This is a genomic window from Streptomyces sp. NPDC026246, from assembly GCF_055567995.1.
Map to the genome: position 1 here is coordinate 90,418 of NZ_JBVHPJ010000013.1, position 25,859 is coordinate 116,276.

Below are 25,859 nucleotides of genomic sequence, written 5' to 3' on the forward strand. Positions count from 1 at the left end.
CGGCCGGACAACAGCCCACCAGTCTACGTGGCTGCCGCCCGGCCGCTTCACACGAGCCGCCCGCTCACGACTTGGGCTCGGTGGGCTCCTTCGACCGCACCTGCGCGGGGCCGCGGCGCACGGAACCGGGCGCGTTCCAGTTCTGCTGCCTGCGCGCGCGCCGCTTGGCCGCCTCGGAGGACTGCAGCTGGTACGGCACCGAGGTGACCATGATCCCCGGCGTGAACAGCAGGCGGCCCTTCAGCCGCAGGGCGCTCTGGTTGTGCAGCAGGTGCTCGTACCAGTGGCCCACGACGTACTCGGGGATGATCACGGACACCGCGTCACGCGGGGACTCCTTGCGCAGGCTCTTGACGTACTCGATGACCGGCCGCGTGATCTCGCGGTAGGGCGAGTCCAGGACCTTCAGCGGTACGTCGATGCCGCGCCGGTTCCACTCCTCCTGGAGGGCCTTGGTCTCGGCCGGGTCGACGTTGACGCTGAGAGCCTCCAGGCTGTCCGAGCGCATCAGCTTGGCGTAGGCCAGGGCGCGCAGCGTCGGGCGGTGGATCTTGGAGATCAGCACGACCGAGTGGACGCGGGAGGGCCGGACGCTGTCGTCGCTCGGGCCCTCGGGGGCCGCGATCTCGGCGGCGACCCGGTCGTAGTGCTTACGGATGGCCGTCATCGTCGCGTAGAAGATCACCATGCCGAGCAGGGCGACCCAGGCGCCGTGGGTGAACTTGGTGAGCAGGACGACGACCAGCACCAGGCCGGTGAAGAAGGCGCCGAAGGTGTTGATCGCGCGCGAGCGGATCATGTGGCGGCGCTTGGCCTGGTCCTTCTCGGTGGCCAGGTGCCGGTTCCAGTGCCGGACCATGCCGGTCTGGCTGAGCGTGAAGGACACGAACACGCCGACGATGTACAGCTGGATCAGGCGCGTGGAGTCGGCGCCGTAGATGCCCACCAGCAGGGCGGCGGCGCCGGCGAGGAGCACGATGCCGTTGGAGAAGGCGAGGCGGTCGCCGCGGGTGTGCAGCTGGCGCGGCAGGTAGCGGTCCTGGGCGAGGATCGAGCCGAGCAGCGGGAAGCCGTTGTAGGCGGTGTTGGCCGCGAGGAACAGCACCAGCGCCGTGGCCGCGGCCAGGATGATGAACGGCAGGCTGCCCGCGCCGAAGACGGCCTCGGCGACCTGGGAGATCACCGGGTTCTGCACGTAGTCGGGGCCGAGCGGGACGCCGTTGTGGACGAGGTCCTTGGCCGGGTTCTCGGCCATGCGCACGTCGGTCGCGGCGGCCAGCGCGATGATGCCGCAGAACATGGTGACGGCCAGCAGGCCCATCATGGCGAGGGTGGTCGCGGCGTTCCTGGACTTGGGCTTGCGGAAGGCGGGGACGCCGTTGGAGATCGCCTCGACGCCGGTGAGGGCGGCGCAGCCGGAGGAGAAGGCGCGCAGCAGCAGGAAGACCAGGGCGAAGCCGGCCAGCCCCTGGTGCTCGGGCTTGATGACGTAGTCGGCGGTCGGCGCCCGCATGGTGTCGTCCAGGACCAGCCCGCGGAAGGCGCCCCACGCGATCATCGTGAAGACGCCGAAGACGAAGACGTAGGTCGGGATCGCGAACAGCGAGCCCGACTCCTTCACCCCGCGCAGGTTCATCAGCGTCAGCAGCACGATCACGCCGATCGCGCACAGCACCTTGTGCTCGACGACGAACGGGATCGCGGAGCCCAGGTTCTCGATGCCGGAGGAGATCGACACGGCGACGGTGAGGACGTAGTCGACGAGCAGCGCGCTGGCGACGGTCAGGCCGGCCTTGGGGCCGAGGTTGGTGGTGGCCACCTCGTAGTCGCCGCCACCGCTGGGGTAGGCGTGCACGTTCTGCCGGTACGAGGCGACGACGGTGAACATCAGCACGACGACCGCGACGGCGATCCAGGGGCTGAAGTGGTACGCCGTGACGCCGGCGATCGACAGGACCAGCAGGACCTCGCCGGGCGCGTAGGCCACGGAGGACAGCGGGTCGGAGGCGAAGACGGGGAGTGCGATGCGCTTCGGCAGGAGCGTTTCCCCGAGCCGGTCACTGCGCAGGGCGCGCCCGATCAGGAGCCGTTTGGGCACGTCGGTCAGTTTGGACACAACAGAGGATCGTAAGCGTTCGATTGCGGGGGTGCCCACCCGCCACCCCCCATCGGCGTTCCCTCTGCTCTCCGAGTGAAATCAGAGGCTGGTGCGGCTGGGGATTGCGCAGGTCACCCGCTTCCCATGCCTATATGACTAGGCCCTGTCCACGCCCGGCCGCCCCGCCCCCCGGAGGTCCCATGCACCCGACCGCAGAGCTGATCGGCGCAGCGGCCGCACTGGTCGTCCTCGGAATCCTCACGGTGGCGAGCGTGCGGAGCATCAGCCGGCGCAAGAACGGCTCGCCGGACATGCGCGGCGGGGGCATGCCGTGAGCCGGGGTCTCACCGGTCCGGCAGCCGGGTCTCACCGGTCCCGCAGCCGTTCCTGCTCGGCCACCCCGGCCCGCAGTTCCGTGAGACCGATGCTGTCCGCGCGGGTCGCCGGGACCGTGCACGCGTAGGCGCCCGCCACCGTGCCGTGCAGGGCGCAGCGGCGCGGCGGTTCGCCGTTCAGCCAGGCGTGCAGGAACGCGGCCGCGAAGGCGTCGCCCGCGCCGTTGGAGTCGACGACCGGGGCCGGCGGCCGGGCGGCGGGTACGTGGGTCGGCTCCCCGTCGGCCAGGAGGTACGCCCCGTCGGCCCCGGCGGTGGCGACGACGATGCGGGCCCGTCCCCGCTCGGCGATCGAGCGCATCGTGCGCAGCGGGTCGTCCAGTGCCGCGGCGGACAGGAAGACCAGGTCGGCCTGGTGGGCGAAGGTCTCGTGGTAGGGGTTGGCGCCGTCCCAGTCGTGCAGGTCGGTGGAGATCGTGACGCCCGTCTCGCGCAGGACGGGCAGCGCGTGGGCGCACGGCTGGGTGATGACGACGTGGGCGTGCCGGGCGGCCGCGGCCAGTTCGCGCACCAGGGCCTCGGGCAGCCGGTCGGTCTCGGCGGAGCGCGTGGCGTCGTACAGGGACGTCCGCCGGCCGTCGGGGCCGACGAGATTGACGGCGCGCTTGGTGCCGAGCGGCTGGTGGACGGCGGTGAGCGGGACGGCCCGGTCGCGGTGCAGTGCGCGGACCAGGTCGCCCTCGGGGTCGTCGCCGAGCAGGTCGAGGTGGTGCGTGCGCAGGCCCAGCGCGCTCGCCGCCAGAGCGACGAAGTCCCCGCTCTGTCCCGCCCGGGTGACGATGCCGGGGCGGATCATGTGGCTGTCCGCGAAGGGCACCGGCAGCTCGGGCACGTGGACGATGGTGTCCACGCCCGCTCCGCCCAGCACCAGTACGTCGATCTCGTGGTCCACGACGGCCCTCTCCCCCGTCCTGGGGCCCGGCGGAGCCCTCACGGCCCCGTCGGCAACCCCCTGCGCTTTGCCGATACGTTGGAGCCGGACAGTCGGACAGTCGAACACCGCACCGGCCCCGGAGGGCATCATGGCGTGATTCCACCGGCATGATGTTGCCTGGCGGCCCGCACGCAGGCCGCGACGTGATGCCTGGCGAGCCGAAAGAGAGACATGAGCACGACATTCATGAAGGTCAGAGGGCCTGCAGGAAGCACGGTGTGACGCGATGCATATTGTCATCATGGGTTGCGGAAGGGTGGGTTCCGCTCTGGCCCAGAACCTCGAGCAACAGGGGCACACGGTCGCCGTGGTCGACCAGGACCCCACCGCCTTCCGCCGGCTGGGCTCGGGCTTCGGCGGCCGCCGCGTCACGGGCGTCGGCTTCGACCAGGACACCCTGCGCGAGGCGGGCATCGAGGAGGCCGGCGCCTTCGCCGCCGTCTCCAGCGGTGACAACTCCAACATCATCGCCGCGCGCGTGGCCCGTGAGATGTTCGGCATCGAGAACGTCGCCGCCCGCATCTACGACCCCCGTCGCGCCGAGGTCTACCAGCGCCTGGGCATCCCCACCGTCGCGACCGTCCGCTGGACGGCCGACCAGATGCTGCGCCGGCTGCTGCCCTCCGGTGCCGAGCCGCTGTGGCGCGACCCCACCGGCGGGGTCCAGCTCGCCGAGGTGCACACCTCCACCGCCTGGGTCGGCCACAAGATCAGCCGCATCCAGGAGGAGACCGGTGTGCGCGTGGCGTTCCTGACCCGGCTCGGCGAGGCGGTCCTGCCCACCTCGCAGACCGTGCTGCAGGAAGGCGACCTGGTGCACGTGATGATGCGCACCGACGAGGTCGACAAGGTCGAGGCGGCGTTCGCCAAGGGTCCCGATGAGGAGGGCGGTCACTGATGAGGGTCGCCATTGCCGGAGCCGGCGCGGTCGGCCGTTCGATCGCGGGCGAACTGCTGGAGAACGGCCACGAGGTCCTGCTCATCGACAAGGCGCCGACCGCCATCTCGGTCGAGCGCGTCCCCCAGGCGGAGTGGCTGCTCGCCGACGCCTGCGAGATCACGTCCCTGGACGAGGCCGCGCTCCAGCGCTGCAACGTGGTCATCGCCGCGACCGGCGACGACAAGGTCAACCTGGTCGTGTCCCTGCTGGCCAAGACCGAGTACGGCGTCCCGCGCGTCGTCGCCCGGGTGAACAACCCCAAGAACGAGTGGCTGTTCAACGAGTCGTGGGGCGTGGACGTCGCCGTCTCCACCCCGCGTCTGATGTCGGCCCTGGTCGAGGAGGCGGTGAGCGTCGGCGACCTGGTCCGTCTGCTCCGCTTCAGCCACGGCGACGCCAACCTGGTCGAGCTGACCCTGCCGGAGGAGTCGGCTCTGGCCGGCACGCAGGTCGGCGACGTCCAGTGGCCCGAGGACACGTCCCTGGTGACGATCATCCGCGGCACCCGCGTCCTGACCCCCACCCGGGAGGACTCCCTGGAGGCGGGCGACGAGCTCCTCTTCGTCGCGGCCCAGGCCCGCGAGGAGCAGCTGGAGGACCTGCTGTCGGTACGCCGGGACAGCGCGGCGGGCTGACACCCGCCCGGTGGATCTGACGAAGGAGGGGCGCCCCCGGCCGGGGGCGCCCCTCCTTCGTCAGATCCGGGGACTCACTGCTCGGCGGACCGGGCGGCGGCCTGCCGCTCCCGCTCCTCGGCGGCCTTCTCCTCGGCCTCCATCTCGGCGAACACGTCGATGGGCGCCGGCGCCTTGGCCAGGAAGACCCAGGTCAGCCACACGGCGAGCAGGAAGGGCGGGATCTTCAGGGCGATCAGGACCCAGCCCAGCTGGGTGGTGTCGGCCCACCAGTACAGCGGGAAGAGGATCGCGCACTTGGCGAGCAGGATCGCGCCCCAGGCGTAACTGGCCTTCGCGTACGCCTTCTTGCGGCCGGGGTTGCGCGTGCGCCAGGAGAGGTTCTCCTTGAAGACCGGCCCCAGGATCAGCCCGATCAGCGGCACCCCGCACAGGGTCGTGACGATGTAGGCCAGGCCCAGACCCAGCGTGTACAGCATGCCGGGCAGGTAGAAGTCCTTGGCGTTGCCGGTCATCATCGCGAAGACGACACCGAAGGCCACGCCGAAGACACCGCTGAAGGCGTGCTTGACGGTGTCCTTCATCACCAGGCGGACCGCGACCAGCACCACCGACACCGCGAGCGCCGCGAGCGCGGACAGGTGCAGGTCCTTGTTGATCGTGTAGATGGTGACGAACAGCAGGCCGGGCAGCACCGTCTCGACCATGCCCCGCACGCCGCCGAACGCCTCGAACAGGGCGGCCTCGGTCACCGCCCGGGCGTCGTCCGCAGAATTCTCTTCGGTCGGCTTGTCGAGCGACGTCACCGGCTACTCCCGTCCGAGGGGTCTCAGTTCGTACTTGGGGTTGAACAGCACCCGGCGGCCCCGGCTCATCGAGATCCGGCCCGACGCGATCAGCTTGCGCCCCGGCTCTATCCCCACGATGGAGCGCCTGCCGAGCCACACCACGTCCAGTGCGGCCGTGCCGTCGAACAGCTCGGCCTCCAGCGCCGGGACTCCGGCCCGCGGCCGCAGGGTGACCGTGCGCAAGGTACCAGTAACCGTGACTATCTCGCGGTCCTGGCAGTCTCCGATCCGGATGCAGCCGGTGGTCTCGGTGTCCTCCCGCAGCTCCTCCGACTCCAGGTCCTCCTGCGACGAGGAGAGCCGGTCGAGCATGCGCCGGAACCGGCCCGCCGGCTTCTCGGAACGAGGAACAGCACTCATATCTGAAGCGTACCGGGGCCCGCCGCCAACTCCGTACCCGTGTGGTGAGGGCCCCTATTTCTCGAACCGGTACCCCATCCCGGGCTCCGTGATGAAGTGCTTCGGGTGGGAGGGGTCGGCCTCCAGTTTGCGGCGCAGTTGCGCCATGTACACGCGCAGGTAGTTGGTCTCCGTCCCGTACGACGGCCCCCACACCTCACGCAGCAGCTGCTTCTGCCCGACCAGGCGGCCGCCGTTGCGCACGAGGACCTCCAGCAGGTGCCACTCCGTGGGCGTCAGCCGTACGTCCCTGCCCGCGCGGTTGACCTTCTTCGCGGCCAGGTCGACGGTGAACTCGCCGGTGTCCACGAGCACGTCGTCCTCCCCGCCGGGGGCCGGCTCGGCCCGGCGCACGGCGGCCCTCAGCCGGGCCAGCAGCTCGTCCATCCCGAACGGCTTGGTGACGTAGTCGTCGGCGCCCGCGTCCAGCGCCTGCACCTTCTCGTCGGAGGAGTGCCGGGCGGACAGCACCAGGATCGGCACCCTGGTCCAGCCGCGCAGCCCCCGGATCACCTCGACGCCGTCCATGTCCGGCAGCCCGAGGTCCAGGACGACCACGTCGGGGTGGCGAGCGGCGGCGAGCCGGAGGGCGGTGGCACCGTCGTGGGCCGCGTCGACCTGGTAGCTGCGTGCCTTGAGGTTGATCACGAGGGCGCGCACGATCTGCGGCTCGTCGTCGACCACCAGGACGCGGGTCATGAGACCTGCCTTTCGGAGTCTGCTGCGGGGTCTGCTGCGGAACGTTCCGCGGGGGCTTCCGCGGGGAGTTCCATGGGGTCTTCCGCGGTGCCTTCCGGGGGACGGTGCGAGGGGCCGGAGTGCGCCGCGCGGAGGGTGAGGACCATGGTCAGTCCGCCGCCGGGGGTGTCCTCGGCGTTCAGCGTGCCGCCCATGGCCTCGGCGAAGCCCCGCGCCACCGCCAGGCCGAGTCCCACGCCGGCCCCGCGCGGGGCGTCGCCGTGGCGCTGGAAGGGCTCGAAGATCCGGTCCTTGGCCGCGTCGGGCACGCCCGGCCCCCGGTCGACGACCCGCACCTCGACCCGGTCGGCGAGCGCGCTGGCGGCGACCAGCACGGGCGCGCCGGGCGGCGCGTACTTGACCGCGTTCTCGACGAGGTTGGCCACCGCCCGCTCCAGCAGTCCCGGGTCGACGGCGACCATGGGCAGCGTCTCCGGGACGTCCAGCACGGCGCTGCCCTCGGGCACGCCGCCGAGCGCCACCGGCACGACCTCGTCCAGGTCGATCTCGCGGATGAGCGGGGTGACGGTGCCGGTCTGGAGGCGGGACATGTCGAGCAGGTTGCCGACGAGGTGGTCCAGGCGGTCGGCACCCTCCTCGATGCCCTCCAGCAGCTCCGCGCGGTCCTCCTCGGACCAGTCGACGTCCTCCGAGCGCAGCGAGGTCACGGCGGCCTTGATGCCGGCGAGCGGGGTGCGCAGGTCGTGGCTGACGGCGGCGAGCAGGGCCGTGCGGATGCGGTTGCCCTCGGCGAGCGTGCGGGCCCGGTCGGCCTCCTCCTGGAGCCGGCTGCGGTCCAGGACCACGGCGGCCTGGGCCGCGAAGGCCGCCAGCACCCTGCGGTCCTCGGCGGGCAGGACACGCCCGGTCAGAGCCAGCGCCATGTGCTCCCCGACCGGCACGTCCACGTCGGCCTGGTCGGGCCGTCCGACGGGGCGCCCGCGGCCGACGCGTGCGGCGCAGGTCCACGGCTCGACGTCACCGGCCCGTTCCAGCAGGGCAGCGGAATCCATGCCGAAGGTCTCCCGGACCCGTTCCAGCAGTTCCTCCAGGCCGGTCTCGCCGCGCAGCACGTTGCCCGCGAGGAACGACAGGATCTCGGACTCGGCCCGCAGCCGGGCCGCCTGGTGGGTGCGGCGGGCGGCCAGGTCCACCACGGAGGCGACCGCCGCCCCGACCGCCACGAAGATCACGATGGCGACGATGTTCTTCGGGTCGGAGATGGTCCACCGGTGCAGGGGCGGTGTGTAGAAGTAGTTGAGCAGCAGGGAGCCCACCGCCGCCGAGGCGAGCGCCGGGAGCAGACCGCCGAGCAGGGCCGCCGCCACGGTCAGCGCGAGGAACAGCAGCATGTCGTTGGCGAGGCCGAGGTCGACGGCGCTGAGCAGGGCCGCCAGGACCGGCGGCCCGGCGACGCCGGCGAGCCAGCCCCACACCCGCCGGGACCGTCCGAGGCGCGCCCCCCGGGCGACCGGGAGCCCTCGGCCCCTGGCGACCTCGCCGTGGGTGACGATGTGCACGTCCAGGTCGGGTCCGGACTCGCGGGCGACGGTCGCCCCGACGCCGGGCCCGAAGACGTACTGCCAGGTCCTGCGGCGCGAGGAGCCGAGCACGATCTGGGTGGCGTTCACCCCGCGGGCGAAGGCGAGCAGCGCGGCCGGTATGTCGTCGCCGACGACATGGTGGAACGTTCCGCCCAGGTCTTCGACCAGGGTCCGCTGCAGCGCCAGTTCCTTCGGTGAGGCCGCGGTCAGGCCGTCGCTGCGGGCTATGTAGACGGCGAGCACCTCACCGCCGGCCCCCTTCTCGGCCAGCCGCACGGCCCGGCGGATCAGGGTCCGGCCCTCGGGGCCGCCCGTCAGGCCGACCACGATCCGCTCGCGGGAGCCCCAGATCCGCGACACCCCCTGCTCGCTGCGGTACCGCGTCAGGTGGGCGTCCACCCGGTCGGCCACCCACAGCAGCGCCAGCTCGCGCAGGGCGGTGAGGTTGCCGGGGCGGAAGTAGTTGGACAGGGCGGCGTCGACCTTGTCGGGCCGGTAGATGTTGCCGTGCGCCATCCTGCGTCGCAGCGCCTCGGGCGACATGTCGACCAGCTCGATCTGGTCGGCCCGGCGGACCACCTCGTCCGGCACGGTCTCCTGCTGCCGCACCCCGGTGATCGACTCCACGACGTCGCCGAGGGACTCCAGGTGCTGGATGTTGACGGTCGAGACGACGTCGATCCCGGCGGCGAGGAGCTCCTCCACGTCCTGCCAGCGCTTGGCGTGGCGGGAGCCGGGGACGTTGGTGTGGGCGAGTTCGTCCACCAGGGCGACGCCGGGGCGGCGGGCGAGGACCGCGTCGAGGTCCATCTCGGGGAAGACCCCGCCCCGGTGCTCCAGCTCCCTTCGCGGCACCTGCTCCAGCCCGTGCAGCAGGGCCGCGGTGCGGGGGCGGTCGTGGTGCTCGACGAAGGCGACCACGCAGTCGGTGCCCCGCTCCACCCGGCGGTGCGCCTCGGAGAGCATCGCGTACGTCTTGCCGACGCCCGGTGCCGCACCGAGGTGGATACGGAGCTTGCCGCGTGCCATGGCCTCATTGTCTTCCGGTCTGCTGCTTGCGCAGCGTCGACCCTACGGCCGCCGGGTGCGCCGCGGCGGTGCCGGGCACGTCGTCGGCGCCGTCCTTGACGGAACCCTGACGCGCCCGGCCGCTCAGCCGCTCAGCCGCTCACGCGGGATTGTCGCCGTGGGTGAGGGTCTCCCAGGCGACGAAGAGGTTGTTGGAGCCGGCGGGGCGGTTGCGCAGGGTCAGCGTCTCGGTGTTCGTCATGGCGTGGCCGAGGCGGTTGGCCAGGGCGTTGTGCCCGACCTCCGTGACCGGCCCGAGCCCCGGCTTGAGGGAGCCGCCGCACAGCCAGCTCGGGGCGGCGGTGCCGAGTTCGTACTTGGCGTGGAAGCCCAGGCCGTGCCGCAGGCGTTCGCCCACGTCCGTGCCGTACAGGTCCTGGCCCTGGATGCGGCTGGTCTCGGCGACGTGCGAGATCGCCGAGAGCCCGTAGCCGGTGTGGGTGAAGTCGCGGCAGGTCTCCTGGCTGAGCCCGTTGACGAAGGTGGACTGGCCCTGCCAGTACTTGACGACCTTGTCCCGGGTGTCGAGGTTCTGGCTCGGCACGGTCTTCGGCAGGGCCCCGTCGGACTCCAGGTAGACGTAGGCGGCCGTGCGGGTGCGGAACTTCGCCATGGCCTTGTCGTAGGACGTCTTGTCCTCCAGGAAGACGGAGATGCCGACGGCCGCCTCCATCATCGACAGCTCCCAGTTCCCGTTGGAGTTCGAGCCGTTGATGATCTCGGGCAGGTAGACGGTGCGCAGCATGGTGGCGAAGCGCCCGGAGTTCGCCCAGCCGCCGGAGTAGGTGTACTTGATGATCTCGGCGGCCCTGGGCCAGGAGGAGCCGGCCCAGCCGGTCTGGAGCGGGGCGTTGCTGTTGGTGTGGTCGCGTATGACGGCCGACCACGCGTCCATCAGCTCGATCGCCTTGCGGGCGTGCCGCTCGTCGCGGGTGACGTACCAGGCCAGGGCCTGGGTGTAGGCGGCGAGCGCGTCCTCGCGTTCGTCGGTGCAGCCGTAGTTGGGGTTGGAGTAGGAGCCGCACTCCACGACCGCCCGGGGCTTGGGCACGCGGTTCAGGTCGGCGTACTTGCTCGCCATCATCCGGTCGAAGGCGCCCTTCCAGGGCTGGGCGCCGGCGGTGACCTGGGAGCGGGCGAAGTCCAGCTGGCCCTGGGAGACGGTGACGCCCGGGTGGACGAAGGCGGCGGGAGCGGTGGGAGCGGCGCCGGCGGGCCAGGCGAGGGCCCCGGCGACGAGGGCGGCCGAGGCGGCGAGGAGAGCGATTCTGCGCATGTGTGGGGGGCCTTCCGTTCTCGTATGTGAACGTGAAGCGCCTTTATGAACGGGCGCGTTGGTCGGAGACGGTAGGTACAGACCAATGCGCCGTCAAGGTTCCGCGCACGAGAAAGGGCCGCACCCCCTCCGGGATGCGGCCCTGCCGGTGCGTGGGTTCAGCGGACCTCGGTGATCTCCGGTCCACGCTGGAGCTGTCCCATTCCGCCGGCGAAACGGGAGCCCTCCTCCTGCTGCACGCCCTCGGGCACCATCTGGGCGTCGTTCGGCAGCTTGAGGACGATGGGGTCGCGCGGCGCCATCGGGCCCTCGCCGCGGACGACGACGGTGTCCCGGAAGATCTGCTCCAGCAACCCGGCGGCCTGCGGCTGCACCGCGCCCTGACCCGAGATCACCCCGCGCAGGAACCAGCGGGGGCCGTCCACGCCGACGAACCGCACGACCTGGAAGCCGCCGGTGCCGTCGGGCAGCTGCACCGGTACCTGGGCGCGCAGCTCCCAGCCCAGCGGACCCTCGACCTCGTCGATGATGCCGCCCTGCTGGGTGATGCCGGTGCCGATCTCCTCGCGCACCTCGCCCCAGATGCCCTCGCGCTTGGGAGCGGCGAAGGCCTGCAGCTGGATGGCGCTGTCACGCAGGACGACCGTCGCGGCGACGATCGCGTCCCCGGCGACCTCGACCCTGAGTTCCATGCCGTCGACGCCCGGCACGAACAGACCGCCCAGGTCCACGCGGCCCTCTGCCGGGTCGCGGACCTCGGAGCTGTCCCAGGGCCCGTCGGGGCGGGGCGCCGGCTCGAGCCTCAGGCGCTCGGCCTTGTCGTCCGCCTCGGTGTCGACACCGTCGACGACCTGCTCGGCCTCGCCGGCCGCGTCCTCGGCGGCATCCCTCTTCTTGCGACGTCCGAACACGTCACTGTCCTTCCCGGTCGGATACGACCGAAGCGTATCGATTCCCACCCGTCCGACCGCCCACGGCGGCCTGACCGCTTGTGCCGCTCGTCCCGTCCACCGCGGCATGGCCTCCGGTGGACCCGAAGCCCCCCTCGGCGCGCACGGAGCCGGGAAGCTCCGCCACCTCACGGAAGCGGACCCTCTCGACCTGCTGGACGACCAGTTGGGCGATCCGGTCGAAGCGCTCGAACCGCACGGCCTCGCGCGGGTCGAGATTCACCACGATCACCTTGATCTCCCCACGGTACCCGGCATCAACCGTCCCCGGGGCATTCACCAGGGCGACGCCGCAGCGAGCGGCCAGACCGGATCGCGGGTGCACGAAGGCCGCGTACCCCTCCGGCAGTGCCACAGACACTCCCGTGGGCAGTACCGCCCGCTCGCCCGGAGCCAGTTCACAGGACTCGGTGGTCCGCAGATCGGCCCCCGCGTCCCCGGGGTGCGCATACGACGGGAGCGGTACGTCGGGGTCGACGCGCCGGATCAGCAGCTCCACCGGCTCACGGCTCACGGGTTCACCTCGAAGGCGCGGGCACGCCGGACCTGGTCCGGGTCGCTCATGGCGGCCCGGATCTCCTCGGGGCGGCCGTGGTCGACGAAGTGGTCGACCTTGACTTCGACGAAGAGCGCGTCCGCGCGCACGGCCACGGGCCCGTCGGGGCCGCCCACGTGTCCCGTCGCGGTCGAGTAGATCTTCCGGCCGGCCACCGCCGTGACCTCGGCCCGGAGGTGCAGCGTGGTGCCGACGGGCACGGGCCGCACGAAGTCGGTCTCCAGCCGTCCGGTCACGGCGATCGTGCGCAGCAGCCAGTTCAGCGAGCCGAGGGTCTCGTCGAGGGCACTGGTGAGCACGCCGCCGTGCGCCAGTCCGGGAGCGCCCTGGTGGGCGGGCTGCACGGTGAACTCGGCGGTGAGGGACACGCCGTCGCCGGCCCGGGCCTCCAGGTGCAGTCCGTGCGGCTGCTCGCCGCCACAGCCGAAGCACTGGCCATAGTGCGCGCCGAGGAGCTCGCCGGGCGCCGGGGCGTCCGGGTGCCGCACCGGTGGCACGGCGTCGGCCGGGGGCTGAAGAGCTGCGGAAGTACGACTCACAGCCGCAGACCTTACCCGCGCGTCGGCCCGCCGCGGACACCGTGCCAAGCTTGGCTCCATGCAGCTCTCCGCCGCCCCGTACGAAGAACGCCTGACCGCCCCGCGGACCTGGTGGCTGATCTCGTTCCTCGTCGGCGTCTCCATGGCCCTGGTCCTGCTCCCCTTCGGCACGCTGCCGATGCTCGGCGGGCTGGCCGGGGGCACCGCGGTCGCCGCCGTCGCCGCCAGCTCGTACGGCTCGGTGCGCATCCGGGTCGTGGGGGACTTCCTGATCGCGGGCGAGGCGAGGATCCCGGTGGCGGCCCTGGGCGAGGCGGAGGTGCTGGACGCCGAGGAGGCGCGTGCCTGGCGTACGCACAAGGCCGACCCGCGCGCCTTCATGCTGCTGCGCGCCTACATCCCGGCGGCGCTGCGCGTGCAGGTCACGGACCCGGAGGACCCCACTCCCTACCTGTACCTGTCCACGCGCGAGCCGGACCGCCTGGCGGCGGCGCTCACGGCGGCGAAGGCGAAGTAGCACACCCGCGCGGGCTGTCACCGGGCCGGCGGACGGACCGGGTCCCGGCGGGCGGACCGGGTCCCGGCGGGCGGAGCGGCCCGGCCGGCCGGGCTTGCGGGTGAGACGGCGATCGGGGTCCGGGTCTCCGGGCGGCGAGTCAGCGCCCGGCGCCGGGCAGGCCGCCCGGTGCGCCGTCCTCCCCGTGGTCACCGCGCGGCCGCGTACGGCGGTTCAGCGGGTCGTGCTCGATCTCGCCCATCTCCAGCGCGTCGGCAGGGCGCTCGAGGGCGGGAAGGGCTTCCAGTGCCTCCCAGGGCACCTGCGTCCTGCGCAGGTCGGCACGGATCCGGCCGGCCAGCTTCCTGGTCTCGCTGCGGTTCATCGCGGCGCCCACGGCGGCGCCCACCAGGAAGGGCATCAGGTTCGGCATGTTGCGGACCATCCGCTTCATGATCCGCTGCCGCAGCTCACGCTTCATGCGGCTGTTCAGCGCCGTGCTGAACGTCGACGGCTGTGTGGCGTCGATCCCGCGCTCGCCCGACCACGAGTGGAGGTAGGCGGTGCTGCGCTGCTTGAGGTTGCCGGGCGGCCGGACGCCGTACACCTCGTGCAGTTCCGCGATCAGCTTCAGTTCGATCGCCGCGACGCCGGTGACCTCGGCGGCCAGTTCCGTCGGCATCGCCATCGGCACGGGCAGCATGGCCGCCGCGCCGATGCCGGCGCCGACCGTCGCCGTCGCCCTGGTGGCCCCCGCCACGAGCTTGTCCGCGAGCTCCTCCGGCCCGAGACCGGGGAACTGCCGACGCAGGGTCGCCAGGTCCCGCACGGGGACCCGGGGGGCCATCTCGATGATCCGGTCGGCGAGGTGGGACAGCCCCGCCCGGGCCCGGTCGCCGCCCTTGCGGGCGCCTTCCCTGGCCCGCTGCCGGATCGTCCCCGCCCGCCGCGGGGCAACGGTTGCGGGGACGTCCGCGGAAGCCGGGAGGTCACCCCGCTCCGCCGCAGGTTCGAGCGAGGCCGCCCCCGTGCCGGTGGCGCCTCGCTCGTCGTCACGCGCGTCGTACCGCGGGCCGCTCTCGGTCGGCCCTTCGTCCGCCCTCCGCTTGGAGGAGCGGCGCTTCCAGGGAGGGGTCGAGCCAGTCACGGCCGACCCGCCCTCAGTCGCAGTCGCGGCAGATCGGCTGACCGTTCTTCTCCCGGGCCAGCTGGCTGCGGTGGTGCACCAGGAAGCAGCTCATGCAGGTGAACTCGTCCTGCTGCTTCGGGAGGACCCGGACGGCCAGTTCCTCGTTCGAAAGATCGGCGCCGGGCAGTTCGAGGCCTTCCGCGGCCTCGAACTCGTCGACGTCCACGGCGGAGGCCGACTTGTCGTTCCTCCGAGCCTTCAGCTCTTCGAGACTGTCCGAGTCGACGTCGTCGTCGGTCTTGCGTGGAGTGTCGTAATCGGTTGCCATGGTCGCTCTCCCCCTCTGGGTGTCTGCGGTGTCTCCAGCGCACGTAACGCGTGAGAGGCCGGACTTGTGCCCGACCTGAGGCGGAGATTTTGCCTCACATCAAGGTCTGTTACTCAATCGACACCCAACCGGACCCCTCACGAGTGATCGGCTTGGATGGCGATGGGGACCGTACACGGTCCGAATGCCGCACTACAAAGGCGTCTCACCGTGTACTTCCCGTGATCAGGACCCCCGAAAACCGGGATTTTCCCGGCTTTCCGACAGGACCCATGATCACGGAGAGTAGATGGCCGGAATATCGCCCCTGTGATCGATCACACACGGGACACGCGGGGCGATGGTGTGGAAATTCCGCTTAAAGCGAACAACTCCGGGTGTCGCCGAGTTGATCGGCGCCATGATCTCAGACGGGCAGCGTCACCCGCATCACGAGCCCACCTCCCTCACGGGGCTGGGCGTAGATGTGCCCGCCGTGCGCCCGGGCCACCGACCGGACGATGGACAGACCCAGTCCGACGCCCTTGTCGCTGCCGGTGCGCTCGGTGCGCAGCCGCCGGAACGGCTCGAAGAGGTTGTCGATCTCGTACGCCGGCACGACCGGGCCCGTGTTGGACACGACCAGGACCGCCTGGCCGTGCTGGACGTCCGTGGTGACCTCCACCCAGCCGTCCTCGGGCACGTTGTAGCGCACGGCGTTCTGCAGCAGGTTCAGCGCGATGCGCTCCAGCAGCACGCCGTTGCCCTGGACGACCGCGGGCTTCTGCTCCCCGCGGATGCGCACGCCCTTGCTCTCGGCCTCCGCGTGCACCTGGTCGATGGCCTGTCCCGCGACCTCGGCGAGGTCCACCGGACCGCGCTCGACGATCTGGTTGTCGCTGCGGGCGAGCAGCAGCAACCCCTCCACGAGCTGTTCGCTGCGTTCGTTGGTGGCCAGCAGCGTCTTGCCGAGCTGCTGGAGCTCCACGGGGGCGCCCGGATCGGACAGGTGCACCTCCAGGAGCGTGCGGTTGATCGCCAGCGGCGTCCTCAGCTCGTGCGAGGCGTTGCCGACGAAGCGCTGCTGGGCGGTGAAGGCGCGCTGCAGCCGCGCCAGCATGTCGTCAAAGGTGTCCGCCAGTTCCTTCAGCTCGTCGTCCGGGCCGTCCAGCTCGATCCGGCGCGAGAGGTCCGAGCCCGCCACCGCGCGGGCGGTGCGGGTGATCCGGCCCAGCGGCGACAGCACCCGCCCTGCCATGGCGTAGCCGAAGGCGAAGGCGATGACCGCGAGGCCCAGCAGCGCCAGGAGCGAGCGGCTGAGCAGGTTGTCGAGCGCGGCCTGGCGCTGGTCGTCGATGCACCTGCTGATCGCGGCGTTGAACTCGGACAGCGTGGGGCTGGCGGAGTTCACGGCGGGGCAGTTCTCACTGGCCACCTTGATCTCCGTGCCACCGACGATCTTGAACAGCGGTTCGTTGCCCGTGTTCAGCGCCTGCGCGGCCAGCAGGTAGATGATCGACAGCAGCAGGATGCCGGCGATCAGGAACATGCCGCCGTACAGCAGTGTGAGCCGTATCCGGATGGTCGGGCGCAGCCAGGGGAAGGGCGGTACGGGCCTCCTGGGGTCCCAGGTGGGCTTCGGGGGCGCCTGCGGGGGTGCGGGGGTCGCTGCCACGGGGGATCAGATCCGGTAGCCGGAGCCGGGCACGGTGACGATGACGGGCGGCTCGCCCAGCTTGCGGCGCAGGGTCATGACCGTCACGCGCACGACGTTGGTGAAGGGGTCGGTGTTCTCGTCCCAGGCCTTCTCCAGGAGCTGCTCCGCCGAGACCACGGCGCCCTCGCTGCGCATGAGGACCTCCAGGACGGCGAACTCCTTCGGCGCGAGCTGCACCTCCCTGCCGTCGCGGAAGACCTCGCGGCGGTTGGGGTCCAGCTTGATCCCGGCCCGCTCCAGGACGGGCGGCAGGGGCACGCTGGTGCGCCGGCCCAGGGCCCGCACGCGCGCGATGAGCTCGCTGAAGGCGAAGGGCTTGGGCAGGTAGTCGTCCGCCCCGATCTCCAGGCCTTCCACCCGGTCGCTGACGTCGCCGGAGGCGGTGAGCATCAGCACGCGCGTGGGCATGCCCAACTCGACGATCTTGCGGCAGACGTCGTCGCCGTGCACGAGCGGCAGGTCACGGTCGAGGACGACCACGTCGTAGTCGTTCACCCCGATGCGCTCCAGGGCGGCCGCACCGTCGTAGACGACGTCGACGGCCATGGCCTCCCGGCGCAGTCCGGTGGCCACCGCATCGGCGAGCAGCTGCTCGTCCTCGACGACGAGTACGCGCACGTCCCTTGTCCTTCCTGATGTCCGCCCGCCGGACGCAGGGCGCGGGCGGGCAGGGGTGTTCGGGGTCTCGGTGTTGGCCTCCATCCTGCCCTTTTCGGTCATAAGTCGGCGGTAAGGCGGGTGGGACTGCGGGGGCCGGGAGGGGAATAGGAGATTTTCTCGGGCGGTTAGGTTTCCACGAAAGGGAGCTTGGGGAGGACGGCTTTACATCCCACGATCACGCTCTGCTGGCACCGCGCCACCATGCGGTGCGGTGCGATCCGCTTTCCGCAGGGCGGGGTGTGGGTGTCCGGCATCGTCGCCGCCCGGCCGAGCGGCGCCGGGCATCCGCATGCGGCGTGATCGTCCCTTCCGACCGGCACACCCCCGTGCCATCGACCCACGACCCAGGACGAGGGGGCGCAGCATGGACGCATTCACCGCAGGACTTCTGCAGCGCATAAGGGCGACCGAGTCCGATCTGTCCCGGGCTCGAGACGAGGGCGACGAGTTCCTCGTCGACGTGGAACAGGGCGAGCTCGACGACCTGCGCCGCCTCGCCGCCGAGCACGGTGTGGAGGTCAGCGCGATCAGCGTCTGATCGAGAGCGAACGAGAGCGGGCCCCGGCGAATCCAGCGCCGGGGCCCGCTTCGCCGTTCACGGCGGTGTTCACCTCGTGTCCGGCTTGCGGCCGCCCTCCGTTCGGCGGGCCGGGACACCGCCCCCGGGAGGGCCGGGTACCGGGGGGGCCGGGTACCGGGGGGGCCGGGTCCCGCTCAGTCGTGCCAGGCGCCGAAGTCCTCCAGGAGGCGCTGCAGGGGCTCGAAGACGCCGGGGGTCCCGGCGATCGCGAGGTCCCCCGACGGGCGCTCTCCGGGGCGGCCACCGGTCAGCGCGCCCGCCTCCCGGGCGATGAGGTCCCCCGCCGCGAGGTCCCAGGGGTGCAGCCCGCGTTCGTAGTACCCGTCCAGGCGTCCGGCCGCCACGTCGCACAGGTCGACGGCGGCGGACCCGCCCCGGCGGATGTCGCGCAGCATCGGGATCAGCCGCCGGGCGACGTCGGCCTGGTGGGTGCGGACCTCGGCGACGTAGTTGAAACCGGTGGAGACGAGCGCCTGGTCCAGGGGCGGAGCGGGACGGCAGGCCAGCCGGCGCTCCCCCTCCCGGTCACCGGTCAGCCAGGCTCCGCCGCCGCGCACGGCGTGGAACGTCTCGCCGCGCATCGGGGCCGCGACGACCCCGACGACGGTCTCGCCGTCCTGCTCGGCCGCGACCGAGACGGCCCAGGTGGGCAGGCCGTACAGGTAGTTGACGGTGCCGTCGAGCGGGTCGATCACCCAGCGGACACCGCTGGTGCCCTCGGTGGAGGCGCCCTCCTCGCCGAGCACACCGTCGTCCGGGCGGCGTTCGGCGATCAGGCCGGTGATCAGCTTCTCCGCCGCGATGTCCATCTCCGTCACGACGTCGATGGGGCTGGACTTGGTCGCGGCGACGGCGAGGTCGGCGGGCCGGCCGTCCCGCAGCAGGGCGCCGGCCCGGCCGGCCGCCTCCCGGGCGAGAGCGAGCAGGTCCGAGTGCAGGGGGTCGGTCACGGCGCTCCTCACGCGTAGGGGCTGTCGGCGCCCGCAGCGGCGGGCCGGGGGGCGCGGGCCGGGCAGCAGCCGACCGGGCACACCTGGTGGCTCGCCCCGAGGGAACCCAGGGCGCACGGCGTGACCTCCTGTCCGCGCTCCAGGGCGGCGCGCTCCACGACGAGGTCGCGGACGGCGGCGGCGAAGCGGGGGTCGGCGCCGACGGTGGCGGAGCGGCGCATGGGCAGCCCCAGTTCCTCCGCCTTGGCCTTGGCCTCGGTGTCGAGGTCGTAGAGGACCTCCATGTGGTCGGAGACGAAGCCGATGGGGGCGATCACCATGGCCGGGACGCCGGCCGCGTGCCGCTCGTCGAGGTGGTCGCAGATGTCCGGCTCCAGCCAGGGGATGTGCGGGGCGCCGGAGCGGGACTGGTACACGAGCTGCCAGGGGTGGTCGACGCCGGTGCGCTCCCGGACCGCCTCGGCGATCAGCTTCGCCACCTCCAGGTGCTGCGCCACGTAGGCGCCACCGTCGCCGTGGGCGTCGACGGGGCCGGAGGTGTCGGCGGAGGCCGTCGGGATGGAGTGCGTGGAGAAGGCGATGTGCGCCCCGTCCCGCACGTCCTCGGGCAGCTCCTCGAGGGAGCGGAGCACCCCGTCGATCATGGGCTCCAGGAAGCCGGGGTGGTTGAAGTAGTGCCGCAGCTTGTCGATCCTCGGCGGCTCCAGCCCCTCGTCCTCCAGCGCGGCGAGCGCGTCGGCGAGGTTCTCCCGGTACTGGCGGCAGCCCGAGTAGGAGGCGTAGGCGCTGGTGGCCAGGACCAGGACGCGGCGGCGGCCGTCGCGGACCATCTCGCGCAGGGTGTCCGTCAGGTACGGCGCCCAGTTGCGGTTGCCCCAGTAGACGGGCAGCTCCAGACCGTGTTCCGCGAAGTCCTTGCGCAGGGCGTCCAGCAGGGCGCGGTTCTGGTCGTTGATGGGGCTGACCCCGCCGAACAGGAAGTAGTGCTGCCCGACCTCCTTGAGGCGTTCCTTGGGGATGCCCCGGCCGCGTGTCACGTTCTCCAGGAACGGGACCACGTCGTCCGGGCCTTCCGGGCCGCCGAAGGAGAGCAGGAGCAGGGCGTCGTAGGGGCTGACATCGCGCGCGTCTGGCATGGGTCCGATCCTGCCACCCGGCACCGACAGCCGGGAAACGGCGGGCGCCCACGCGCCGGGGCGGATCCCGGGGCCCTCGCACGGAGGGCCGGACGGGGGACCCGCACGCGGAGGGGCCGGATGCGGGGGCCTTCCGACCGGTGCGTCCCAGAGCCGCGGGACGTAAGCTGTGCCGACTGCGTTGGCAGCTTACCGAGCCCCCCGGAGACCCTGTTGCCCAGCCCTTACCGCGCCCTGTTCGCCGCGCCCGGCACCAAGGGTTTCTCCGCCGCGGGCTTCCTCGGCCGGATGCCGCTGTCGATGATGGGCATCGGCGTGGTCACGATGGTCTCCCAGCTCACCGGGCGGTACGGCCTGGCGGGCGCCCTGTCGGCGACCATCGCGCTGTCCGCGGCGGTGGCCGGGCCGCAGGTCTCCCGGCTGGTGGACCAGTACGGGCAGCGGCGGGTGCTGCGCCCGGCGACGCTCGTCTCGCTCGCCGCGGCCGCCCTCCTGCTGCCGGCCGCGCACTACGGCTGGCCGGACTCGGTGCTGTACGCGGCCTGTGTCGGCATCGGCTGCGTGCCGAGCGTCGGCGCGATGGTCCGGGCCCGCTGGGCGGTGCTGTACCGGGGGACGCCGAAGCTGCACACCGCGTACTCCTTCGAGTCCGTGGTGGACGAGGTGTGCTTCATCTTCGGGCCGATCATCTCCATCGGCCTGTCCACGGCGTGGTTCCCGGAGGCCGGGCCGCTGCTGGCCGCGTGCTTCCTGGCCGCCGGCGTCTTCTGGCTGACCGCGCAGCGCGCCACCGAGCCCGCCCCGCACCCGCGCGAGCGCACGGGCGGGGGCAGCGCGATGCGCGCGCCGGGACTCCAGGTGCTGGTGGGGACGTTCGTCGCCACCGGCGCGATCTTCGGGGCGGTGGACGTGGTGACCGTGGCCTTCGCCGACGAGGAGGGGCACAAGGCGGCGGCCAGCGTCGTCCTCGCGGTGTACGCGGCGGGTTCCTGTGTGGCGGGCATGGTCTTCGGGCTGCTGCACTTCGCCGGGGCCCCGGAACGCCGGTGGTTGCTGGGCGTGTGCGCCATGGCCGTGAGTATGATCCCCCTCCTACTGGTCGGAAACTTGCCGTCTCTGGCCGTGGCGCTGTTCGTTGCGGGTCTGTCCATCGCTCCGACGATGATCACGACGATGTCCCTCATCGAAGAGCACGTACCACGCGCTCAGCTCACCGAGGGCATGACCTGGGTGAGCACCGGACTCGCGGTGGGCGTCGCGCTCGGCTCCTCCGCGGCCGGCTGGGTGATCGACGCGGCCGGAGCGCGCGCGGGGTACGGGGTTCCGGCCGTGTCCGGGGCCGTCGCGGTCGCGGTGGGTTTCCTCGGGTTCCGCCGGCTCAAGCGACCGGCACCGGGTCGGGGAGGCTCCGTTGAGCAGCACAGCGAACGGAAAGAACGGCACGTGGCGTAACTGGGGCGGCAACGTCTCGGCGCGCCCCGCCCGGGAGGTCACCCCGGCCTCCGTCGACGAGCTGGCCGCCGCCGTGCGGCGGGCCGCCGAGGACGGGCTTCGGGTGAAGGCCGTCGGCACGGGGCACTCCTTCACGTCCATAGCCGCGACGGACGGCGTGTTGATCCGCCCTCAACTGTTGACCGGCATACGCAGGGTCGACCGCGAGAACATGACGGTCACGGTGGAGGCCGGCACCCCGCTCAAGAGGCTCAATGTGGCGCTCGCGCGCGAGGGCCTGTCGCTGACGAACATGGGCGACATCATGGAGCAGACGGTCTCCGGCGCCACCAGCACGGGCACGCACGGGACCGGCCGTGACTCCGGCTCGATCGCCGCCCAGATCAAGGGCCTGGAACTGGTCACGGCGGACGGCTCGGTCCTCACCTGTTCCGAGAAGGAGAACCCGGAGGTCTTCGCCGCCGCGCGGATCGGCCTCGGAGCGCTGGGCATCGTCACCGCGATCACCCTCGCCGTCGAGCCGGTGTTCCTGCTCACCGCCCGCGAGGAACCGATGCCGTTCGACCGGGTGCTCGCGGACTTCGAGGAGCTGTGGGCCGAGAACGAGCACTTCGAGTTCTACTGGTTCCCGCACACGGGCAGCACCACCACCAAGCGCAACAACCGCAGCGCCGGCCCGGAGAGGCCCGTGCCGCAGGTCAAGGGCTGGATCGAGGACGAGCTGCTGTCCAACGGCGTCTTCCAGGTGGCCAACTGGGTCGGCCGGGCGGTGCCCGCCGCGATCCCCGCCATCGCCCAGGTCTCCAGCAAGGCCCTGTCCGCCCGTAGTTACACCGACATCCCGTACAAGGTCTTCACCTCCCCGCGCCGGGTGCGCTTCGTGGAGATGGAGTACGCGCTCCCGCGCGCGGCCGTGACCGACGCACTGCGCGAACTGAGGACGATGGTCGACCGCTCCGGGCTGAGGGTCAGCTTCCCCGTCGAGGTGCGGACCGCCCCCGCCGACGACATCACCCTGTCCACCGCCTCCGGCCGCGACAGCGCCTACATCGCCGTCCACATGTTCCGCGGGACGCCCTACCAGCGGTACTTCACCGCGGCCGAGCGCATCTTCACCGCCCATGAGGGCCGTCCGCACTGGGGCAAGATCCACACCCGGGACGCCGAGTACCTCTCCGAGGTGTATCCGCGCTTCGGCGAGTTCACGGCACTGCGGGACCGCCTGGATCCCGACCGCCGGTTCCAGAACGACTACTTGCGGAGGGTCCTGGGGGCGTAGGCGACGCCTCGGGGGTGGCGCGCCCGGAGTCCTCGCTCCCCGTCGGGGCGGGCGTCGGGCCGGGTGTCGCGGTTCCCTCTGCCCCGCCGGGAGTTCCCCCGCCGGGAGAGGGCGAGGCGTCCCCGCTCCGGGAAGCACCCGCGGACGGATCAGCCGTCGCGCCGGCGTCACCCTCCGAATGCGCGTCGGAACCCGCGGACGATTCCGGCTCGTCCGCATCCCGCGACGCACCGGATTCGCCCGGCTTGCCCGAATCACCCGGATCCTGTGCGGGGTTGTGGCTGCCGGTGAGGGCGTCACCGACGGTGGTGCTGCGTCCGCCGTCGAGACTGTGGCCGGACAGCAGCTCGTAGGAGGTGATTCCGGCCATCGTCACGCCGAAGACGACAGCCGCGGCGAGGACCGGCCGTTTCCAGCCTCGGACACGGGCGCGGTAGACGGTGGCCTGGGTGAACTCGCCCGGGAGCGGCGGGATCCGCGCCTCCGGACCGGCCACCCCTCGGGGCGCCGCGGCCGGCGTGCCGCGGATCTGCTCACCCGTGCGGGTGAAGAAGTGCTGGAAGAGCGAGCCCCCGCAGGTGGCGACGACGCTCACCACGCCGGCCCCGAGGATCGTGCCGTACACGCCGAAGTACGAGGCCAGCTTGGCGGCCAGGACCGCCGCCACCGCTCCGCCCGCGACCTGGGGCACGTTCAGGTCGATCCGTTTCGGCTTCTCCGCCCCGGATTCGCTCACCACACCGACACCATCGGGCCTTTCACGCATCCCCGGACCTTGCCTCCCTTTCCCGTACACGGCCTTCCAACTGCACAAGAAGGGGGACGAGCGGCCGAAACGCCCAGTTCCGATTCCGGTGATTACGTGAACTTCCCCACGTTCAAGATCGCGGAGCGGGGGCACCAGAAGGCCAAGTCTCAGTCCTTGCCAGAAGTTGGGCGGCGTGCCAATCCACGCACGTGGCCCGAATGGAGTACTGTGGCGAGCCCTGGGTCCGGTCTCCCGTCAGGGTGCCCGGGGCCGTCAAGGACCGCCGGGAGGGGGCTAGTTGCACAGGGTGACGGAGTTCGTCACTTAGCGTTGCGAATAGGTAACCGTGCCATAACGGCGATCCCGGGCCCGTGCCCGACACGCCGGGCAACTCGGCAAGGTTGTGGCAGGCTGCACCCGGGCAGGCCACACTCGACTAGCGGAAGCAGCGACGCACGTGACGTCGGCAGGCACCACCCGGGAGGTCCCCATGCCCGAACTGCGTGTCGTGGCCGTCTCGAATGACGGCACACGGCTGGTGCTGAAGGCTGCGGACAGCACGGAGTACACGCTTCCCATCGACGAACGGCTCCGCGCCGCCGTGCGTGGTGACCGTCCCCGCCTCGGCCAGATCGAGATCGAGGTGGAGAGCCACCTCCGCCCCCGCGACATCCAGGCGCGTATACGTGCCGGCGCGACCGCGGAAGAGGTCGCGCAGATGGCCGGCATCCCCGTCGACCGGGTGCGCCGCTTCGAGGGCCCCGTGCTCGCCGAGCGCGCCTTCATGGCCGAGCGGGCCCGCAAGACTCCCGTGCGCCGTCCCGGCGAGACCTCCGGCCCCCCGCTGGGCGAGGCCGTGCAGGAGCGGCTGCTGCTGCGCGGCGCCGACAAGGACAGCGTGCAGTGGGACTCCTGGCGCCGCGACGACGGCACCTGGGAGGTCCTGCTGGTCTACCGCGTCGCCGGTGAACCGCACTCGGCGAGCTGGACGTACGACCCGCCCCGGCGGCTCGTCCAGGCCGTCGACGACGAGGCCCGCTCGCTGATCGGGGAGTCCGACGACCTCGCCGCGCCCGAGCCGAGCTTCCCGTTCGTGCCGCGGATCGCCCGGCTGCCGCGCGACAGGCCGCTGGACCGTTCCGGTGACCGGGAGCGGCTGAGCCTGCCCGCACCGGTGACCGAGCCCGACGAGGAGGCCACCGCCCTCACGGCCTCGGCCGAACGGGACTCGCTGACCAGCCTGCTGGAGGCGGTGCCGAGCTTCCGCGGCGACCTCGTGGTCCCCGAGCGCCCCGCCCCGGAAGCCGAGGACGAGCCCATCGTGGAAGTGGAGGTGGAGGAGGCTCCGGCCCCCGCCGCCTCGGCGGGTTCCGCCTACGCGGACGTCCTCATGCCGCGTTCCGTCGGCAGCCACCGCGACCGGCTCGTCGGCGCCACCGACCGGCAGGCCGAGGCAGACGGCGTCCGTCCGGGCCGCCGGGCGGCCGTCCCGAGCTGGGACGAGATCGTGTTCGGCACCCGGCGCAAGAAGCAGGAGTAGCCCTGCGGCCCCAGCACCACGGCCACAGGAACACACGAGGGCCGCGCCTACGGGCGCGGCCCTCGCCCGTGCCGCCCTACTGGGGGTCCGGTCCCGTCGCCACCGGGCGGTCCGGGTCCGAGGACCACTCCGACCAGGACCCCGCGTACAGGTCCGCGGGGATGCCCGCGACCGCCAGCGCCAGGATCTGGTGCGCCGCGGAGACGCCGGAGCCGCAGTAGACGCCGACGCGGGAACTCCCGGTCACGCCCAGCCCTTTGAAGCGTTCACGCAACTCCTCGGCGGGCAGGAGCCGGCCGTCCGCGGCCACGTTGTCCGTGGTGGGCGCCGAGACCGCGCCCGGGATGTGCCCGGCCACCGGGTCGATGGGCTCCACCTCGCCGCGGTACCGCTCCCCCGCCCGCGCGTCCAGCAGCACCCCCGCACGCGCCAGCGAGGCGGCGGCATCGGCGTCGAGCAGGCCGCTCTCCCCCGGCACGGGCGCGAAGTCGCCCTCCACCGGGTCCGGTACGGACGTCTCCAGCGGACCCCGCCAGGCCGGCAACCCGCCGTCGAGGACTCGCACGTCCGGGTGACCCGTCCAGCGCAGCAGCCACCAGGCCCGGGCCGCCGCCCAGCCCTGGCCACCGTCGTAGACGACCACCGGCGTCGAGGACGACACGCCCGCCCGGCGCATCGCGGCGCCGAAGAGCCCCAGGTCGGGCAGCGGGTGACGGCCACCCTCGCCCGGTGCGGAGGCCAGCTCCCGGTCCAGGTCGACGTAGACGGCACCCGGAAGGTGCCCGGCCTCGTAGGCGGCGCGGCCGTCGAAGGGCGGTTCACCGGCCGCCTTGGCCGTGGTCAGCTGCCAGCGGACGTCGAGCAGGACCGGCGGCCGCGAACCCGCCAGCTCGGTGACGAGGTCGGTTGCGGAGATGATGGCGTTCATGGCCCCCATCCTCGCGC

26 protein-coding genes are annotated in these 25,859 nt (G+C 72.1%); 8 read left to right on the forward strand and 18 right to left on the reverse strand.

All coding sequences use genetic code 11. From position 1 onward, the window contains the following. Window positions 1-64: 64 nt before the first annotated feature. A complete protein-coding gene (locus ACZ4M5_RS28140) occupies window positions 65-2,116 on the reverse strand; it encodes an APC family permease (protein WP_467740741.1) in 2,052 nt (683 codons plus the stop codon). 182 nt (window positions 2,117-2,298) lie between these two features. Here ACZ4M5_RS28140 and ACZ4M5_RS28145 point away from each other — a divergent pair, with 182 nt between their 5' ends. After that, entirely contained in the window at window positions 2,299-2,433 is a 135-nt protein-coding gene (locus ACZ4M5_RS28145; RefSeq protein WP_467740964.1) for a hypothetical protein, read from the forward strand. Window positions 2,434-2,464: 31 nt separating this feature from the next. Here the strand turns inward: ACZ4M5_RS28145 and ACZ4M5_RS28150 are convergent, their stop codons facing one another. Further along, entirely contained in the window at window positions 2,465-3,385 is a 921-nt protein-coding gene (locus tag ACZ4M5_RS28150) for a PfkB family carbohydrate kinase (protein ID WP_467740743.1), read from the reverse strand. 268 nt (window positions 3,386-3,653) lie between these two features. On the opposite strand from ACZ4M5_RS28150, the gene ACZ4M5_RS28155 reads away from it, so the two are divergent. Further along, a complete protein-coding gene (locus tag ACZ4M5_RS28155) occupies window positions 3,654-4,325 on the forward strand; it encodes a potassium channel family protein (RefSeq protein WP_369195376.1) in 672 nt (223 codons plus the stop codon). Continuing rightward, a complete protein-coding gene (locus ACZ4M5_RS28160) occupies window positions 4,325-5,002 on the forward strand; it encodes a potassium channel family protein (RefSeq protein ID WP_398109816.1) in 678 nt (225 codons plus the stop codon). Before ACZ4M5_RS28155 ends, ACZ4M5_RS28160 begins: the two co-directional genes overlap by 1 nt. A 74-nt stretch (window positions 5,003-5,076) precedes the next feature. Here the strand turns inward: ACZ4M5_RS28160 and ACZ4M5_RS28165 are convergent, their stop codons facing one another. The 8 genes from ACZ4M5_RS28165 to ACZ4M5_RS28200 form a co-directional block, all read right to left on the reverse strand. Then, window positions 5,077-5,808 carry a DUF3159 domain-containing protein gene (locus tag ACZ4M5_RS28165; protein ID WP_467740746.1) on the reverse strand — a complete coding sequence of 244 codons (732 nt, stop codon included), beginning with the start codon at window positions 5,806-5,808 and terminating at the stop codon, window positions 5,077-5,079. A gap of 3 nt (window positions 5,809-5,811) precedes the next feature. After that, window positions 5,812-6,210 (reverse strand): OB-fold nucleic acid binding domain-containing protein, encoded by a 399-nt coding sequence (locus ACZ4M5_RS28170; RefSeq protein WP_398109818.1) that lies wholly within the window; start codon window positions 6,208-6,210, stop codon window positions 5,812-5,814. A gap of 54 nt (window positions 6,211-6,264) precedes the next feature. Beyond that, the gene (locus ACZ4M5_RS28175) at window positions 6,265-6,948 is read right to left on the reverse strand and encodes a response regulator (protein WP_467740748.1); all 684 of its coding nucleotides are present in this window, start codon (window positions 6,946-6,948) and stop codon (window positions 6,265-6,267) included. Beyond that, the gene (locus tag ACZ4M5_RS28180) at window positions 6,945-9,560 is read right to left on the reverse strand and encodes an ATP-binding protein (protein ID WP_467740750.1); all 2,616 of its coding nucleotides are present in this window, start codon (window positions 9,558-9,560) and stop codon (window positions 6,945-6,947) included. The genes ACZ4M5_RS28175 and ACZ4M5_RS28180 overlap by 4 nt, the downstream gene beginning before the upstream one ends. Before the next feature lie 139 nt (window positions 9,561-9,699). Beyond that, the gene (locus tag ACZ4M5_RS28185; protein WP_467740752.1) at window positions 9,700-10,875 is read right to left on the reverse strand and encodes an alginate lyase family protein; all 1,176 of its coding nucleotides are present in this window, start codon (window positions 10,873-10,875) and stop codon (window positions 9,700-9,702) included. A 158-nt stretch (window positions 10,876-11,033) separates the two neighbouring features. Then, window positions 11,034-11,786: a DUF3710 domain-containing protein gene (locus tag ACZ4M5_RS28190; RefSeq protein ID WP_467740754.1), complete on the reverse strand. Its 753-nt coding sequence runs from the start codon at window positions 11,784-11,786 to the stop codon at window positions 11,034-11,036. 1 nt (window position 11,787) lies between these two features. Continuing rightward, the gene (dut, locus tag ACZ4M5_RS28195; RefSeq protein WP_467740756.1) at window positions 11,788-12,339 is read right to left on the reverse strand and encodes a dUTP diphosphatase; all 552 of its coding nucleotides are present in this window, start codon (window positions 12,337-12,339) and stop codon (window positions 11,788-11,790) included. After that, on the reverse strand, window positions 12,336-12,920 hold the full coding sequence (locus tag ACZ4M5_RS28200; protein ID WP_467740758.1) for a PaaI family thioesterase: 585 nt from the start codon (window positions 12,918-12,920) through the stop codon (window positions 12,336-12,338). The genes dut and ACZ4M5_RS28200 overlap by 4 nt, the downstream gene beginning before the upstream one ends. Before the next feature lie 58 nt (window positions 12,921-12,978). On the opposite strand from ACZ4M5_RS28200, the gene ACZ4M5_RS28205 reads away from it, so the two are divergent. Then, window positions 12,979-13,437: a DUF3093 domain-containing protein gene (locus tag ACZ4M5_RS28205; RefSeq protein ID WP_467740760.1), complete on the forward strand. Its 459-nt coding sequence runs from the start codon at window positions 12,979-12,981 to the stop codon at window positions 13,435-13,437. Between the two features lie 139 nt (window positions 13,438-13,576). Here ACZ4M5_RS28205 and ACZ4M5_RS28210 read toward each other — a convergent pair whose 3' ends face one another. The 4 genes from ACZ4M5_RS28210 to ACZ4M5_RS28225 all read right to left on the reverse strand — a co-directional run bounded on the left by ACZ4M5_RS28210 (window position 13,577) and on the right by ACZ4M5_RS28225 (window position 17,187). Continuing rightward, complete coding sequence (locus ACZ4M5_RS28210) at window positions 13,577-14,563, reverse strand: hypothetical protein (RefSeq protein ID WP_467740762.1); 987 nt, start codon at window positions 14,561-14,563, stop codon at window positions 13,577-13,579. 13 nt (window positions 14,564-14,576) lie between these two features. Continuing rightward, on the reverse strand, window positions 14,577-14,873 hold the full coding sequence (locus ACZ4M5_RS28215; RefSeq protein ID WP_003993510.1) for a DUF4193 domain-containing protein: 297 nt from the start codon (window positions 14,871-14,873) through the stop codon (window positions 14,577-14,579). A 406-nt stretch (window positions 14,874-15,279) separates the two neighbouring features. Continuing rightward, entirely contained in the window at window positions 15,280-16,527 is a 1,248-nt protein-coding gene (locus ACZ4M5_RS28220) for a sensor histidine kinase (RefSeq protein WP_369195388.1), read from the reverse strand. Between the two features lie 6 nt (window positions 16,528-16,533). Further along, window positions 16,534-17,187: a response regulator transcription factor gene (locus tag ACZ4M5_RS28225; RefSeq protein WP_010353034.1), complete on the reverse strand. Its 654-nt coding sequence runs from the start codon at window positions 17,185-17,187 to the stop codon at window positions 16,534-16,536. A gap of 406 nt (window positions 17,188-17,593) precedes the next feature. Between ACZ4M5_RS28225 and ACZ4M5_RS28230 the strand changes: the two genes are divergently transcribed. Continuing rightward, a complete protein-coding gene (locus ACZ4M5_RS28230; protein WP_398109828.1) occupies window positions 17,594-17,767 on the forward strand; it encodes a hypothetical protein in 174 nt (57 codons plus the stop codon). 176 nt (window positions 17,768-17,943) lie between these two features. Here the strand turns inward: ACZ4M5_RS28230 and ACZ4M5_RS28235 are convergent, their stop codons facing one another. Both ACZ4M5_RS28235 and ACZ4M5_RS28240 read right to left on the reverse strand, forming a co-directional pair. Further along, complete coding sequence (locus ACZ4M5_RS28235) at window positions 17,944-18,759, reverse strand: inositol monophosphatase family protein (protein ID WP_467740765.1); 816 nt, start codon at window positions 18,757-18,759, stop codon at window positions 17,944-17,946. A gap of 8 nt (window positions 18,760-18,767) precedes the next feature. After that, on the reverse strand, window positions 18,768-19,895 hold the full coding sequence (locus ACZ4M5_RS28240; RefSeq protein WP_467740767.1) for a ferrochelatase: 1,128 nt from the start codon (window positions 19,893-19,895) through the stop codon (window positions 18,768-18,770). 213 nt (window positions 19,896-20,108) lie between these two features. On the opposite strand from ACZ4M5_RS28240, the gene ACZ4M5_RS28245 reads away from it, so the two are divergent. Together ACZ4M5_RS28245 and ACZ4M5_RS28250 are read left to right on the forward strand one after the other, a co-directional pair. Beyond that, window positions 20,109-21,347 (forward strand): MFS transporter, encoded by a 1,239-nt coding sequence (locus ACZ4M5_RS28245; protein ID WP_467740769.1) that lies wholly within the window; start codon window positions 20,109-20,111, stop codon window positions 21,345-21,347. Then, window positions 21,307-22,626 carry a D-arabinono-1,4-lactone oxidase gene (locus ACZ4M5_RS28250; protein WP_467740771.1) on the forward strand — a complete coding sequence of 440 codons (1,320 nt, stop codon included), beginning with the start codon at window positions 21,307-21,309 and terminating at the stop codon, window positions 22,624-22,626. Before ACZ4M5_RS28245 ends, ACZ4M5_RS28250 begins: the two co-directional genes overlap by 41 nt. Here ACZ4M5_RS28250 and ACZ4M5_RS28255 read toward each other — a convergent pair. Continuing rightward, window positions 22,550-23,392: a hypothetical protein gene (locus tag ACZ4M5_RS28255; protein WP_467740773.1), complete on the reverse strand. Its 843-nt coding sequence runs from the start codon at window positions 23,390-23,392 to the stop codon at window positions 22,550-22,552. The genes ACZ4M5_RS28250 and ACZ4M5_RS28255 overlap by 77 nt on opposite strands. 472 nt (window positions 23,393-23,864) lie before the next feature. Between ACZ4M5_RS28255 and sepH the strand changes: the two genes are divergently transcribed. Beyond that, window positions 23,865-24,914, forward strand: coding sequence for a septation protein SepH (gene sepH, locus ACZ4M5_RS28260; protein WP_467740775.1), 1,050 nt, complete (start codon window positions 23,865-23,867; stop codon window positions 24,912-24,914). Between the two features lie 76 nt (window positions 24,915-24,990). Here the strand turns inward: sepH and ACZ4M5_RS28265 are convergent, their stop codons facing one another. After that, window positions 24,991-25,842, reverse strand: coding sequence for a sulfurtransferase (locus tag ACZ4M5_RS28265; protein WP_467740777.1), 852 nt, complete (start codon window positions 25,840-25,842; stop codon window positions 24,991-24,993). Between the last annotated feature and the right edge of the window lie 17 nt (window positions 25,843-25,859).